The sequence below is a fragment of the Streptomyces shenzhenensis genome (genome assembly GCF_003688995.1).
GTDB lineage: Bacteria > Actinomycetota > Actinomycetes > Streptomycetales > Streptomycetaceae > Streptomyces > Streptomyces shenzhenensis_A.
Window position 1 is genome coordinate 1 of record NZ_PENI01000027.1, and the last position, 15558, is coordinate 15558.

Annotated in this window: 10 protein-coding genes; 7 read left to right on the forward strand and 3 right to left on the reverse strand. The window is 72.1% G+C overall.

From position 1 onward, the window contains the following. Positions 1–306 precede the first annotated feature (306 nt). Positions 307–1935 (reverse strand): AMP-binding protein, encoded by a 1629-nt coding sequence (locus CTZ28_RS32615; protein WP_121893327.1) that lies wholly within the window; start codon positions 1933–1935, stop codon positions 307–309. Continuing rightward, complete coding sequence (locus tag CTZ28_RS32620) at positions 1932–3602, reverse strand: AMP-binding protein (RefSeq protein ID WP_121893328.1); 1671 nt, start codon at positions 3600–3602, stop codon at positions 1932–1934. Before CTZ28_RS32620 ends, CTZ28_RS32615 begins: the two co-directional genes overlap by 4 nt. Before the next feature lie 172 nt (positions 3603–3774). On the opposite strand from CTZ28_RS32620, the gene CTZ28_RS32625 reads away from it, so the two are divergent. From CTZ28_RS32625 to CTZ28_RS32650, 6 genes are all read left to right on the forward strand, one after another. Then, entirely contained in the window at positions 3775–4620 is an 846-nt protein-coding gene (locus CTZ28_RS32625) for a helix-turn-helix transcriptional regulator (RefSeq protein WP_121893329.1), read from the forward strand. Positions 4621–4765: 145 nt separating this feature from the next. Next, on the forward strand, positions 4766–7612 hold the full coding sequence (locus tag CTZ28_RS32630; protein WP_183154698.1) for a helix-turn-helix transcriptional regulator: 2847 nt from the start codon (positions 4766–4768) through the stop codon (positions 7610–7612). Between the two features lie 201 nt (positions 7613–7813). Beyond that, positions 7814–8605, forward strand: a complete 792-nt coding sequence (locus CTZ28_RS32635; protein WP_121893330.1) for a S1 family peptidase — start codon at positions 7814–7816, stop codon at positions 8603–8605. A 344-nt stretch (positions 8606–8949) separates the two neighbouring features. Next, entirely contained in the window at positions 8950–10146 is a 1197-nt protein-coding gene (locus CTZ28_RS32640) for an EfeM/EfeO family lipoprotein (RefSeq protein WP_121893331.1), read from the forward strand. Continuing rightward, complete coding sequence (gene efeB / locus CTZ28_RS32645; RefSeq protein ID WP_121893332.1) at positions 10143–11357, forward strand: iron uptake transporter deferrochelatase/peroxidase subunit; 1215 nt, start codon at positions 10143–10145, stop codon at positions 11355–11357. Before CTZ28_RS32640 ends, efeB begins: the two co-directional genes overlap by 4 nt. A gap of 176 nt (positions 11358–11533) precedes the next feature. Further along, positions 11534–13381: a phospholipase C gene (locus CTZ28_RS32650; protein WP_121893333.1), complete on the forward strand. Its 1848-nt coding sequence runs from the start codon at positions 11534–11536 to the stop codon at positions 13379–13381. A 300-nt stretch (positions 13382–13681) separates the two neighbouring features. On the opposite strand, the gene CTZ28_RS32655 is transcribed toward CTZ28_RS32650, so the two are convergent. Further along, entirely contained in the window at positions 13682–14443 is a 762-nt protein-coding gene (locus CTZ28_RS32655; protein WP_121893334.1) for a DeoR/GlpR family DNA-binding transcription regulator, read from the reverse strand. Between the two features lie 287 nt (positions 14444–14730). On the opposite strand from CTZ28_RS32655, the gene CTZ28_RS32660 reads away from it, so the two are divergent. Continuing rightward, positions 14731–15549 (forward strand): endo alpha-1,4 polygalactosaminidase, encoded by an 819-nt coding sequence (locus CTZ28_RS32660; protein ID WP_121893335.1) that lies wholly within the window; start codon positions 14731–14733, stop codon positions 15547–15549. The last annotated feature ends 9 nt before the right edge of the window (positions 15550–15558 follow it).

Consider the following 15558-nt stretch of genomic DNA (forward strand, 5'->3'; position numbering starts at 1 on the left):
AATCGCCTGAAACAGTGGCGCGGGATCGCCACCCGCTACGAGAAGACCGCAACCATCTACCTGGCCGGACTCCACGTGGCAGGCATCTTCCTCTGGTCCGCCCGCTGATCCAAACGAAACCGCCTAGCACAAAGCCAGCGCCCCAAAGGGGCGCGGAGAACTGCGCGCCCAACCACAACGGCCCCGCAGCCGAACACGGACCCGCCCCCCCCACACACAACAACCCCACCAAGCCCCAACCAGCGCCCCAAAGGGGCGCGGGGAACCACGCGCCCAACCACAACGAACCCGCAGCCGGACAACGGCCTATCTCGCCCCACCCAGCGGAGCGCGACCGTATATCTCCCGCAACTCGACCTTCCGCACCTTCCCCGACACCGTCATCGGAAAGGCGTCGAGGATCTCCACCCGGCTCGGGATCTTGTAGTGCGCGAGCCGGCCCTCGCAGAATGCCCGCAGCTCCGCGAGGGTCGGCGGATCGGCCGGGTCCCGCGGGACGACGCAGGCCAGCACCTCCTCGCCGTACTTCGCGTGCGGCACCCCGATGATCTGGACGTCCTTGATCCTGGGGTTGGCGTACAGGAACTCCTCGATCTCGCGCGGGTAGACGTTCTCGCCACCCCGGATGATCATGTCCTTGATCCGGCCGACGATCTCGACGTACCCGTCGTCGCGCATCACCGCGAGGTCCCCCGTGTGCATCCAGCGGCCCGCGTCGACGGCCTCGGCGGTCCGCTCGGGTTCGTTCCAGTAGCCGAGCATCACGCTGTAGCCGCGGGTGCACAGCTCGCCCGCCGCGCCACGCGGCCGGGTCACGCCGGTCACCGGGTCGACGACCTTCACCTCCAGGTGCGGCAGCACCCGGCCGACCGTGCCCGTGCGATGCTCCAGGTCGTCGTCGATCCGGGTCTGCAGGGAGACCGGGGAGGTCTCGGTCATGCCGTAGCAGATGGCGACCTCCGCCATGTGCATCTCGGCGACCACCCGCTTCATCACCTCGATCGGGCAGGGCGAGCCCGCCATGATGCCGGTGCGCAGGGTGGAGAGGTCGTAGTCGGCGAAGCCGGGCAGGTTCAGCTCCGCGATGAACATGGTCGGCACCCCGTACAGCGACGTGCACCGCTCGTCCTGGACCGCCGCCAGCGTCGCCGCCGGGTCGAACGACGGCGCCGGAATCACCATGCACGCCCCGTGCGAGGTGGCCGCCAGATTCCCCATGACCATGCCGAAGCAGTGGTAGAAGGGGACCGGGATACAGATCCGGTCCTGCTCGCTGTAGGCGATCGACTCGCCCACGAAATAGCCGTTGTTGAGAATGTTGTGGTGGGAGAGCGTGGCCCCCTTCGGGAAGCCCGTGGTGCCCGAGGTGTACTGGATGTTGATGGGGTCGTCGCAGGACAACTCGGCTGCCCGCGCGGCAAGTTCGGCGCGCTGCCCGGCCCCCGCGCGCCCGGTGAACGCCGCCCAGCCCGGGTCCCCGATGTAGACGGCCTCCCGCAGTGCGGGGCAGTCGCCGCGCACCTCCTCGACCATGGCCCGGTAGTCGCTGGTCCGGTGCCGCAGGGAGGCGAACAGCAGGGAGACGCCGGACTGCCGCAGCACATAGGCGACCTCGTGCGTGCGACAGGCGGGGTTGATGTTCACCAGGACCGCGCCGATCCGCGCGGTGGCGTACTGGACCAGCACCCACTCGGCGCAGTTGACCGCCCAGATGCCCACCCGGTCGCCCTTGGCGACCCCGCTCGCCAGCAGTGCGCAGGCCAGTGTGTCGACGTCCGCGGCGAACTCGGTGTACGTCCAGCGGCGCCCGGACGGTACGTCGACCAGCGCCTCCCGGTCCGGCCAGGCGGCGACCGTCCGGTCCAGGCCGGCCCCGATGGTGTCGCCGAGCAGTGTGCTGCCGCTCGTCCCGTGCGCATAGGACCACTCGCTCACCGGAAGTCCTCCTCGCGGTACTCGTTCCCCGAGCCCGCGGCCGTGGCCTCGCGCAGCTCGATCCGGCGGATCTTGCCGGAGACGGTCTTGGGCAGGCCGCCGAACTCCAGCCGGCGGATCCGCTTGTAGGGCGCGAGGACCTCGCGGGAGTGCTCGAACAGCACCTTCGCGGTGTCGGGTCCGGGCTCCCAGCCCTCGGCGAGCACGACGTACGCCTTCGGCACCGCGAGCCGCAGCTCGTCAGGCGCGGGCACCACGGCGGCCTCGGCCACCGCCTCGTGCTCCAGCAGGGCGCTCTCCAGCTCGAACGGGGAGATCTTGTAGTCCGACGCCTTGAACACGTCGTCAGCGCGGCCGACATAGGTGATGTAGCCGTCGGCGTCCCGGGAGCCGATGTCGCCGGTGCGGTAGTAGCCGCCGGCCATCGCCTCCGCCGTACGGTCGGCGTCGCCGTGGTAGTCCGCCATCAGGCCCACCGGCCGCTCGGACAGGTCGAGGGAGATCTCGCCCTCCGTCGCACCGGGGGCGCCGGTGACCGGGTCGAGCAGGACGACCCGGTAGCCGGGGCTCGGCCGGCCCATGGAGCCCGTCTTGAGCGGCTGCCCGGGGCTGTTGGAGACCTGCACGGCCGTCTCGGTCTGCCCGAAGCCGTCGCGGACGGTGACGCCCCAGGACCGGCGGACCTGCTCGATGACCTCCGGGTTGAGCGGCTCGCCTGCGGCGACAGCCTCGCGCGGCGGGGTGCGCAGCTGGCTCAGATCGGCCTGGATGAGCATGCGCCACACGGTCGGCGGGGCGCAGAAGGTGGTCACCCCGGCCCGGTCCATCTCGGCCATCAGCCGGGCCGCGTCGAACCGCGTGTAGTTGTGGATGAAGACGGTCGCCTCCGCGTTCCACGGCGCGAACAGGTTGGACCAGGCGTGCTTGGCCCAGCCGGGCGAGGAGATGTTGAGGTGCACGTCACCGGGCCTGAGACCGATCCAGTACAGGGTGGCCAGGTGCCCGATCGGGTACGAGACATGGGTCTGCTCGACCAGCTTGGGGCGGGCGGTCGTGCCCGAGGTGAAGTACAGCATCAGCGGGTCGTCGGCGAGCGTGGGCCCGTCCGGGGCGAAGTCCGCGGAGGCGGCGTACGCGTCCTCGTACGGCTGCCAGCCCGCCGGGGCGCCGCCGACCGCGATGCGCGTGTAGTCGCCGGGCACGTCGTCGAACTTGCCGGTGTCGGCCGTGCGGACGAGCACATGGCGGACCCGGCCGCGCTCGACGCGGTCGCGCAGGTCGGCGGGGGCCAGCAGCGGGGTCGCCGGGACGACCACGGCGCGCAGCTTCATCGCGGCCAGCGCGATCTCCCACAGCTCGGCCTGGTTGCCGAGCATGACCAGGACGCGGTCCTCGGCGGCCACTCCGCGGGAGCGCAGCCAGTTCGCGGCCCGGTCGGAGCGGTCGGACAGCTCGACGAAGGACAGCCGGGTCTCGGCGCCGTCCTCCTCGACGATGTGCAGGGCGGTGCGCCCGTTGCCGTCCGCGATGACGTCGAACCAGTCCAGGGCCCAGTTGAAGTGCTCGGGGCGCGGCCACTCGAAGCCCTCGTAGGCCGTGGCGTAGTCCTCGCGGTGGTCCAGCAGGAAGTCCCGTGCCCTGCGGAACAGCTCCGTCGCCGTCGTCATCTGCACTCCCTGTTTCTACGGGTTACTCCGGTCATCTCCGGGTATCTCCGGTTTCTCCGGGTGCCGGACCATTGCCGGGCGGCTCTCCCGCATCGTGTAATCCGTGATGCAGGTCTCACTACCCCCGAACGGGGGTGTGGTCGCACGAGAGCCGCGATGAAGGGGCGAACAGGTGGCAGCAGACGTCGCGGGGGCGGTGGAGATCAGCAGTGCCCTGGCCCGGCTGCGGCGCGTCACGGGGCTGCCGGTCGCCTTCGGCGGCCTGGTGGAGGCCGGCCGGCCTCGGGTGCGCATCAGCGAGCTGAGCGGCACGTCCACGCCGGCACTGCGCGCGCTCGCGGTGACCTCGGGCAACGGTCTCGGCGGCAAGGCGGTGGCGCTCGCCCGGCCGTGCGCCGTGACGGACTACTCCTCCTCGCGGCAGATCACCCACGAGTACGACGTGCCGGTGGCCGCCGAGGGCCTGCGCTCGGTGCTCGCCGTGCCGGTGGTGGTGCGCCGGCGGGTACGGGGCGTACTGTACGGCGCGCTGCGCTCGGCGCAGCCGCTGGGCGACCGCACGCTGAGCGCGGCGGTGGCCGCGGCCCGGGACGTGGAGCAGGCGCTCGTGAGGCGGGACGAGGCGCACGCGCTGCTGGCGGCGGCCCGCCCACAGCGCCCGGCCGACGGCGGCCCCGCTCCTTCCGGTCCCGGCCGGGAGCAGGTGCGCGAGGCCCACGCGGCGCTGCGCGCGCTGGCACCGAGGATCGCCGACCCGGTGCTGCGGGCCGAACTGCTGGCCGCCTGCGGGCTGTTGACCGCGCCGGAGCCGGCGGCGCGGGGCGCGAACCTGGCACCTCGGGAGCTGGATGTCCTCGCCTGGGTGGCCGCGGGCGCGACCAACGCGGCGGTGGCGGACCGGCTGGGGCTGCGCCCCGAGACGGTCAAGGGCTATCTCCGTTCGGCGATGCGCAAGTTGGGCGCCCACACCCGTGGTGAGGCGGTGGCGGCGGCCCGCCGGGCCGGGCTGCTGCCGTAGCCGGGAGTCCGTCCATTCACGCGGACGGGGCTTTGCATTTCCCTGCGTGTAGCGGCTGTTATTTCCCTCACCACGCCTTCCGTCCGAATTTCATTGATCATTGCCTAGAATTTGGCCCGAACACGACACGAGGGGAGCGGCGACCGTGCGACGGGACTTCCAGGAGCCTGCGAGATGCCGCCCCGACCTGGTCTTCGGCCGGGACGAACCGCTCGCCGCGGCGCGCGACCACCTCGCCTCGGGCGGCAGCGTCCTGCTGCACGGCCCCGCCGGAATAGGGAAATCGACCGTCCTGCGGTCATTGGCGGCGGAATACGCCGCTGCCGCCCGTACCGTGTTGCGCTGCTCCGCCACCGAGTCCGAATCCCATCTGCCCTTCCTCGCGCTCGCCGACCTCTTCGGACTGGTCCTCGACCAGGTCTCCGGGCGGCTCCCCGCGGCCCAGCGCACCGCCCTGGAGTCGGCCCTCACCGGGCGCGGCGAGTCCACCCTCCAGCGCGACGGCCTGGCGCTGCGCCTCGCGGTGCTGTCGGCGCTGCGTGCCCTCGCCGCCGAGGGCAGCGTCCTGATCGTCGCCGACGACCTGCAGTGGCTCGATCCGGCCAGCGCCGAACTGCTCGGCTTCGCCGCCCGCCGGCTCGGCGGCACCCCGGTGCAACTGCTGTGCGCCGTGCGCACCGAGGGGCCGGAGTACGACCGCTATCTACGCGCGTCCCCGCCGGACACCGTCGCCGTACGCCTCGGCCCGCTCTCCCGCACCCAGGTGGCCACGCTGCTCGACCACCGCGGCCACCGCCTGTCCCGCGCCACGGTCCGCGAGATACACCGCACCAGCGGCGGCAACCCGCTCTTCGCCCTGGAGCTGGGCCGCGCCCTGGCCGAGAGCCCCACCCCACCGCGGCCCGGCGAACCGCTGCCCGTGCCCACCTCGCTGCGCGCCCTGGTGCTCAGCCGCCTCGACCTGCTGTCGGTCGAGGCCCGCCGCACCCTGCTGGTGGCGAGCGCCGGCGCCCGCCCCACGCCCGCCCTGCTGCTCGCGGCCGGCCGCGACGACGCCGAGGCCGAATGCGCCCAGGCCGCCGAACTGGGCCTGCTGGCCACCGACCTCGACGGCCCCTCCGGACCCGCCATCCGGTTCGCGCACCCGCTCATCTCGGCCGCGCTGTACGCGGAGGCGACCCCGCCCGAGCGGCGGGCCGCGCACGCCGCGCTGTCCACCGCGGCCTCCGACCCGATCGAGCGGGCCCGCCATCTCGCCCTGGCCACCACCGGCACCGACCCGGAGGTCGCCGGCCGGCTCGCCGAGGCCGCCGCACAGGCCCGGGACCGCGGGGCCCCCGCCGTGGCGGCGCAACTCGGCCTGCTCGCCGCCCGGCACAGCCCCGCCGACACCGTGCCAGGACCGGAGGAGCGCCGGCTGCAGGCCGCCGAGGACGCGATCACCGCGGGTGAGGTCGACCTCGCCCGGGACATCGCCCACGAGGTGCTGACCCGGGCCACCGTGCCCGCCGACCGGGTGCGGGCCTGGATGATCGTGATCGACACGGCCGGTCACACCATGACCGAGGTCGACTCGGTCTTCCCGCAGGCCCTGGCCGACGCCGGGGACGACCCGCGGCTGCTCGCCCTGGTCCACTACCAGCTGGCCTGGCGCGGGCTGATCGTGGAGGGTGACTTCACCGAGGCGCGGGCGGCGGCCGCGCACGCGGCGGAGCTGGCCGCCCGCGGCGGCGACCGGCGCACCGAGCTCCTCTCCCTGGCCTTCCAGGCCCAGACCGAGACCCTGATGGGCCATCCGAACGCGCCCGCCACCATCAAACGCGCCCTGAAAGAGCCTCAGGACCCCGCGGTGGCCTGCCACCACAACGGCGCGGGCAGCGCCCGGTTCCGCTGGCTGGTCATGGGCGACCAGCTGGCCGAGGCGCGGACCACCGTCACCGCGCTGCTGCGCGAGGTACGGCGGCGCGGATCGGTGGAGAGCGAGGTGCACTTCCTGCGCGGACTCGCCGAGACCGAACTGCGCTCCGGGCACTGCGGCCGGGCCCTCGACCTGGCCCGCGAAGGCCTGCGGCTGGCCCGGGACTCGGGCATCGGCGAGACCGCCTCCGCCATGCTCACCTCGCTGGCCGAGGCCTCCGGCGGAGACGTGGACCGGGCGCTCGCGCTCGCCCGGGAGGCGGTGGACCACGCCCGGGAGGACGGCGACCAGATGTATCTGTCCCGGGCCCTGGGCGCCCTCGGGTACGCCCAACTGGTGGCCGGGGACCCGGCGGGCACGGTCCGCTCGCTGCGCCGGGTACGGGAACTGGAGGAACGGCTCGGCATCACCGACCCGGCACGCGGCCGCTGGCACGGCGACCTCGCCGAGGCGCTCGTCCGGATCGGCGCGCCGGACGAGGCGCAGGACGTCATCGGCGTCACCCGGAAGCACGCACTGCGGCTCGGCCGGGAAAGTGTCCTCGGCGTCCTGGACCGGGCCGAGGCCCTGGTGCGCGCCGCCCACGGCGACCGGGAGGCCGCCGTCTCCCGGCTGACCTCCGCTCAGGACCGGCTCGGCAAGCTGGGTCACGGCCTGGAGGAGGCCCGCGCCGCCTTCGCGCTGGCCCAGCTGCGCACCCGGCCGGCGGACCCGGACGCCCCGGAGACGGCCCGCGGACGGGCGGCGTCGTACGACGAGGCCACCCGGCTCTTCCGCCGGTGCCGCGCGCTGCCCTGGCTGCGCCGGGTGGACGAGGCCCTGACCGCGCCCGATCCGCAGCCGCCCGCCGCCCCGGCCGCGCTCGACGGGCTCGACGGGCTCGAAGGACTGGCCCCGACGGAGCGTCAGGTGGCCGGTCTGGTCATGGAGGGCGCGACCAACCGGGAGATCGCCGCGCGCCTGTTCATCAGCGTCAAGACGGTCGAGGCGACCCTCACCCGGGTGTACCGCAAACTCGGGATCCGTTCGCGCGTGGATATCGTCCGATTGGCGGCGGGCCGCCGAGCGAAGTGAGAACACTGCCGGTTTACTGTGCCCGACCGAGGGTTTTCCCTGCCCTACTCCCCTAGGGGGTTCCCTCATTGGGAGTCGTACGTCCCGGGTCCTAGCGTAAGGGCGTGCCGCTCGCCCGGGCACATGGGGGTCGGTCCCGCCGCCCTCATGGATCACCCCACCCGCGCGCCCCCCCACCGGCAACCCCCACTGAGGAGACTCATGTTCGGGCTCAACCGCGCCATAAAGACCGCCGCCGCCCTCGTGGCCACCGCTGCCGCCGCCGCGACCGCGCTGATCGCCGCCCCCACGGCGCTCGCGGCCCCGCAGCCCATCGTCGGCGGGACGACGACCACGACGACCGCGTACCCGTTCATGATGCAGATCACCGACGCCTCGCAGAACCAGTTCTGCGGCGGCACCCTGGTGTCTCCCACCAAGGTGGTCACGGCCGCGCACTGTATGGTCGGCGAATCCACCGGCAGCGTGCGCGTGGTGGGCGGCCGGACCTACCTCAACGGCACCAACGGCACGGTCAGCCGGGTCAGCAGGATCTGGATCAACCCGGGCTACACCGACGCCACCAACGGCGACGACGTGGCCGTGCTGACCCTGTCGACGTCCATGCCGTACACCACGGCCTCGTACGTCTCCTCCGCCCAGACGGGTGTGTACGCCGCCGGCACCACGGCCCGCGTCGTCGGCTGGGGCACCACCTCGGAGAACGGAAGCTCCTCCAACCAGCTGCGGACCGCGACCGTGCCGGTCGTGTCCGACTCCAGCTGCCGGACCTCCTACGGTTCGGACTTCGTCCAGACCGACATGGTCTGCGCCGGATACACCTCCGGCGGCGTCGACACCTGCCAGGGCGACAGCGGCGGTCCCCTGCTCATCGGGGGCGTCCTGGCAGGGATCACTTCCTGGGGCGAGGGCTGCGCCCGCGCGGGTTACCCGGGTGTCTACACCCGGCTGACCACCTTCTCCAACCTGGTGACCGCGCAGGTCAACGCGTAGCCAGGCGGAGCACTCGCCACCGGGGAGCGAACTCCTGAGTACCCCTCAGGTAGAGCCGGGGAGGCGTTGCGGGCCACCACGAGCGGCCCGCAGCGCCTCCCTGTCCACATGCCCGACCGCCCGGCGACGGCCGACGGCCTCCTGCCGAGCGTGCTGTTCGTGAATCGACACCCCGTCCATCTATTCCGTGCGTCTCCCCGCCCAGTGACGGGTGCCCGTCCCGCGGGGTGCCCGATGAACCGGGAGGGAACTCTTGGTCATGGGTTTCTTTGGCCGGCCGTTCGAGCGGCGGCCGCTGCCTAGCATGAGGCGGTCACGTACGGTACGGCCCCGGGAGGCTCCGGATGGTGTTGTCCGGCCGCACCTGGAGGTCATGGCGGCTGTGGGGCGTCCTGGGTGTCGCGCTGGTGTGCCTGTCGGCCGCGGTCCTCGCCGGCACACACGGATCGCGTCCGGCACACCCGGAGTCCGCCGGGCTGCCGCACACCGCCGTCGAGGTGTCACCGAGCCGCTGCGGTCGCGGCTGGACCGCGCCCGGGCCGGGCATCCAGGTGTTCGACCTGCACAACACGTCCGGTGAATCCGCCGAGGTGTTCCTGGAGAACCCCGGGAGCCAGGCCGTCTACGGCGAGGTCGAGGGCATCGGCCCCGGCACGACACGGGAGCTCACCGTCCGCCTCGGCACGGGCACGTACGCCTTCAAGTGTGTACCGGACGACGCCGACGCGGTCACCGGGCCCACGGTCCGTATCGCCGGCGGGAGCGGCGGCCCGGCGGCAGCTCCGGTCACCGAGCACGACCTGATCCCGCCGGCGCTCGTCTACCAGAAGTGGATCGGCGGCGGACTGGGCGAGGTCGTGCGTCTGACGACGAAGCTGCGGGACGCCGTCGACCGCGGGGACCTCGCCGCGGCGCGGACGGCCTGGTTGCCGGCGCATCTGGAGTACGAGCGGATGGGCGCGGCGTACGGCGCGTTCGGTGACGCGGACGGGCAGATCAACGGCATCGACGCGGGGCTGCCCGAAGGGGTGCGCGACCGGCACTTCACCGGCTTCCACCGCGTCGAGTACGGCCTGTGGCACGGCGCGTCCGCCGACGCCCTGCGGGGCCCGGCCGCCGCGTTGGTGAAGGCGGTCACCGCGCTGCGCGACGCGTGGGCGCAGACCCGGATGGACCCCGCTCAGCTCGGGCTGCGGGCGCACGAGATCCTGGAGAACACCGTGCAGTTCGAGCTGACCGGCCGGACCGACTACGGCAGCGGCAGCAATCTCGCCACCGCACGGGCCGACCTGGACGGCACCCGTGAGGTGCTGTCCCGGCTCCGCCCGGTCCTCACCACCCGCTACGCGGACCTGCCCGGCCTGGACAGCCGGCTGGACCGGGCCGGACACCTCCTCGACGGCTTCCGGCACGGCGGGCGGTGGACTCCGCCGGCCCAGCTGAACCGAGCCGACCGCGAGCGCGTCGACGCCGTCCTCGGCGACCTGGTGGAACGACTCGCATCCGTGGCAACCCTGTGCGACCCACGGAGAACGGCATGACCGACACAACCGGCAGAGTCGACCGACGCCACTTCCTCCGCGGCGCGGCCCTCACGGGCGCCGCACTGGCCGCGGGCGGCGCAGGAACCGCGGCCGGAGCCGAGGCATCACCCGTCGCCCCGTTCCACGGCGCCCGTCAGGAGTCTGTGATCGCGGCGCCGCGGCGGGCGACCGTGTTCGCCTCCTGCGACGTGACCGTCGAGAACCGGGCCGAGCTGGCCGGTCTGCTGCGCACGCTCACCGACCGCGCCCGGTTCCTGACCACGGGCGGCACGCCCGACCCGGCCGGTATCACCGCCCCGCCCGCCGACTCGGGCGTCCTCGGCGAGCGGCTGCCGTCCGGTGCCCTGGCGGTGACCGTCGGGGTCGGCGCCGCACTGTTCGACGACCGGTTCGGGCTCCGGAGACTGACGCCGCGCCGTCTGACGGCCATGCCCGCCTTCCCCGACGACGACCTTCGGCCCGAGTGGTGCCACGGCGATCTGAGCCTGCAACTGCACGCCGACGACACCGACACCGTGCTGCACGGCCTGCGGGACATCGCCCGGCACACCCGTGGCGGCATGCAGGTGCGCTGGCGCATGGACGGCTTCACCAGCCCGCCCCGGCCCGCCGGAACCCCGCGCAACCTGCTGGGTTTCAAGGACGGCACAGCCAACCCGGACATCACGAGCGCCCGTGAGATGGACCGCCTGGTGTGGGTGGGCCGGGGGTCGGACGAGCCCGACTGGACGGTCGGCGGCAGTTATCAGGTGGTCCGGCTGATCCGCATGCTCGTCGAGTTCTGGGACCGCGTCTCGCTCAGTGAGCAGGAGCGGATGTTCGGCCGCGCCCGCGACACCGGCGCACCCCTCGACGGCAACGCCGAGCACGACACCCCCGACTACGCCGACGACCCCAAGGGCGACGTCATCCCCCTGGACGCGCACATCCGGCTCGCCAACCCCCGCACCCCGGCCACCGACGGCCGGCGGATCCTGCGCCGCGCCTACAACTACGACCGGGGCATGGACAGCAACGGCAACCTCGACATGGGCCTGCTGTTCTGCTGCTACCAGCGGGACCTGGCCCGGCAGTTCGAGACCGTGCAGCAGCGCCTGGCGGGTGAGCCGCTCGTCGACTACATATCGCCGTTCGGCGGCGGTTACTTCTTCGCTCTGCCCGGCGTACGGGACCGGAACGACTGGTACGGGCGCGCCCTCCTCACCTGAACCTGTCCGGACAACCAGCGGGCCAGACCGGTCAATAACCGGTCAAAGTTCGGCTCTTTTTCCCTGACTCCGTGTTCACTCACCCGCCACGGCGCCTCCGCCGACCTGCCGTCCGAGCGGCGAAGGATCCGTGGCCGTACAGCTCACTGCGGTTCCCGCCCGGAGGGTGAACGAGCATGACAAGCAGGGCAAGCAGAACAACGATCAGGAGCCTGGGCGCGCTGGCGGGCGCCGCCGCGCTCACGGTCCTCGGCGCCGCGGCGCCCACCTGGGCCGCCGTGCCCGCCGGCCACCACCAGGACCGGTCCTCGACGGCCACGCCGATCAAGCACGTGGTCGTGCTGTTCGACGAGAACATCTCCTTCGACCACTACTTCGCCACGTACCCGAAGGCCGCGAACACGGACGGCACGGCGTTCACGGCGGCCGAGAAGACGCCGGAGGACATCGACACGCTCGCGCACGCCGGGCTCCTGACGAAGAACCCCAACCAGTACCCGCCCAAGCGGCTCACCCCGTCCCAGGCGATGACCTGCGACCAGAACCACTCGTACGGCCCCGAGCAGTACGCCGCGAACGGCGGCAAGGCCGACCAGTACGTGCAGAACACCGAGGTCGACAAGTGCAGCGGCGGGCTGTTCGGCGAGCCCGGCCTGGTGATGGACTACTACGACGGCAACACCGTCACCGCGCTGTGGAACTACGCGCAGAACTACTCCCTCAACGACCGTTCCTACAGCTCGGTCTACGGCCCCTCCACGCCCGGCGCGCTGAACCTGATCTCCGGTCAGACGCACGGCGTCGTCTCCACCGACCCGGCCTCCGGCACCGAGAACCCCCGACGGACCTCGGCCCCGGACGCGTACGCCGTGAAGTCACCCGACGCCAAGGGCGTCGGCACGGTGATCAACGACCCGGACCCGGCCTACGACGACTGCTCCGACAAGGACCACACCAGCAGCAACGCCCTGGCCGCCATGCAGGGCAAGAACATCGGCGACCTGCTCAACACCCGGCAGGTGACGTGGGGTTGGTTCCAGGGCGGCTTCCGGCCTTCCACGGCCTGGGACGGCAAGCAGAGCGGCTACGCCAAGTGCGACACCACGCACACCAACGTCGGCGGGGCGTCCGTGGTCGACTACAGCCCGCACCACAACCCGTTCTCCTACTACCGGTCGACGGCCAACCCGCACCACCTGCCGCCGAAGAACGTCGACGAGGTCGGCCACGACGGCCAGGCCAACCACAACTACGACCTGACCGACTTCACCGCGGTCGCCAAGGCGGGCAAGCTGCCGGCCGTCAGCTTCGTCAAGGCCGGTGAGTACCAGGACGGCCACGCCGCCTACTCCGACCCGATCGACGAACAGCACTTCCTGGTCAGCGAGATCAACGCGATCCAGAGCTCCCCGCAGTGGCAGTCCACGGCGATCGTCGTCGCCTACGACGACTCCGACGGCTGGTACGACCACGCCTACGTCGCCCCGCGCAACGGCTCCAAGGACACCTCGCCCGGCTCCGACAACAAGGCCACCGACGGTCCCGCCTGCCAGTCCGGTCCCAAGGCGTCCGGCGGCTACGCGGACCGCTGCGGTCCTGGCACCCGCCAGCCCCTGCTGGTGATCTCCCCGTACAGCAAGGTCGACAAGGTCGACCACACCAGGACCGACCAGGCGTCCGTCCTCCGCTTCATCGAGGACAACTGGCGCACCGGCCGCGTCGGCGACCACTCCTTCGACGCCGCCGCCGGCTCCCTGCGGGGCATGTTCGACTTCCGGCACCCCAACGACAAGCAGGTGCTGCTGAACGCGGACGGCTCGGTCAAGTCCGTCGGCCCGATCCACCATGTGGCCCCGGTCGCCACCGGCATCACACCCGGCCCGGCGATGCAGAACGCCGCCGCGACGACCGGCGCCGACCGGTTCCCCGCCGTCCCGGTGGGCATCGGCGTGGGCGCACTCCTGGCCGCGGGCGCCACGGGCACCTACCTCACCCGGCACCGCAGGCAGCACACCACCACCTGACCGACACACAGCCGCCCCGGCACGGCACCCTCCCCGGACCACACCGGGGCAACATCGTCGACACACACGTCCAGGCGGGCCTGGCGCCGCGACACCCGGAGCCGGAAAGTTCCCCGCCGTCCCGGCGGGTATCAACACGGGCGTGTTCCTGGCGGCGGGCGCCATGGGCAACACGGGCAGCACACCACCACCTGCCCCACGCACAGCCGCCCCGGCACGGTTCTTCTCCCCGGACCGGGCCGGGGCGATGTCGTCGGTGTGTGCGTCCGGCCGACGGCCGGGCCCGGTGGGCTGGCGTGGTCATTCGGCCGTCGTGACGGTGACCCCGGTGTCGGCGATGGCGGTCAGGGTGCCGGCGGGGGCGCCCTTGCTGGTGACCAGGTGGTCGATGTCCGTGACCGGGCAGATCTTGGCGAAGGTGACCTTTCCGATCTTCGAGTGGTCCGCCACGACGACGGTCCGGCTGCTGCTGTCGGCGAAGGCGCGGTCGGTCGCGGCCTCCAACTGGTCGTGTGTCGTGCAGCCGTGCGCGGTGCTGATGCCGTCGACGCCCAGGAAGGTGATGTCGGTGTGATGGTCGGCGAGGGTCTTCTCGGCGATGGGGCCGACGAGTTCGTAACTCTTGGTGCGCGCGTAGCCGCCGACGACGACCAGGGTGACGTCCTGGTGCTGAACCATCTCGGCGGCGATGTTGACGGCGTTGGTCACGATGGTGAGCGGACCCCGCCCGGCGAGCACGCGCGCCACCTCGGTGACGGTGGTGCCGCCGGTCATCCCGACGACCGCGCCCACGGGCACCAGTTGGGCCGCGGCACGAGCGATCGCCTGCTTCTCCGGGCGGCAGTGCTCGGTACGGTGCTCGACGGGAAGTTCGAGTCCGGCGCTGCCGAGGACCGCCCCGCCATGGGTCCGGCGCAGCAGGTTCCGGCCGCTGAGATGCTGCAGATCACGCCGGACGGTGGCGCCGGAGACGTTCAGCAGCCGCGACAGCTCGGTGACGTCGATGGCGCCGCGCGCTGAGACATGCTCAAGTATGCGCGCATGACGCTCGGATTTCAGCATGGAATGAGCATAGACCCGGACATGCCCGGACCGGCCCGAGCGCTCCGGCGGCGGCCACCCGTCACAGGTTGCTGCCCACTTGAACAAAATGCGCAACTTCGATCTGTTGACATGATGATTGCTGCTCGCTTTACTCCATGCAACGCCAAAATTGAGCACCTGGCGCAAGAGGTACGCCCAGCCGGTAGCGCGGTGCACGCACCGTAAGTCCGGACACTGTCGCCAGGACGACCGCGTGGACGCGGCGTCCGAGGCGGGGACGTACCCCCCATCTTCTGGAGCTCGCGATGCCCTTCAACCCCCGTGCCCGGACCCGTGCGTTCACCGCAGCCGCGGTGGCCTCGGCGGCGGCGGTAGTCGGTCCTCTCCTCCTCGCCCCGACCGCGGACGCCGCCGCCCAGGCGGTGGTGCCGCCGCCGGCACACGCCGGCTTCGACTACCAGATCGGCTCGCCCTACACCCCGCCGGCCGGGGTGCAGGTCGTCAGCCGCGACCACACCGCCGCACCCGCGGCCGGCCTCTACAACATCTGTTACGTCAACGCCTTCCAGGCCCAGCCCGGCGCCGAGAGCGAGTGGGGCGACCTGCTGCTGCGGGACGCCAAGGGGAACGTCGTCTACGACGAGGACTGGGGGGAGGCCATGCTGGACATCCGCACCGACGCCAAGCGGAAGCAGATCGCCGCGAAGGTGGACGCGTGGATCGACGGCTGCGCAGGCAAGGGCTTCAACGCCGTCGAGCCCGACAACCTGGACACCTTCGACCGCACCAACCTGATCAGCGAGTCGAACGCGAAGGCGTACGTCAAGCTGCTCGCCGACCACGCCCACGCCAAGGGCCTCGCCATCGCGCAGAAGAACACCCCGGGCTTCTCCACGGACCGCGCGACGACCGGACTCGACTTCGCCGTCGCCGAGGAGTGCGGCCAGTGGGACGAGTGCGGTGACTACACCGCGGGCTTCAACGACAACGTCATCGTGATCGAGTACCAGGACAAGGCCTTCCGGAAGACGTGCGCCGAGTTCGGCGACCGGCTCAGCGTCGTCCTGCGCGACGTGAACGTCAGCGCGCCCGGCGACAGCGGGTACGTCCGCAAGACCTGCTGAACCGGCCGC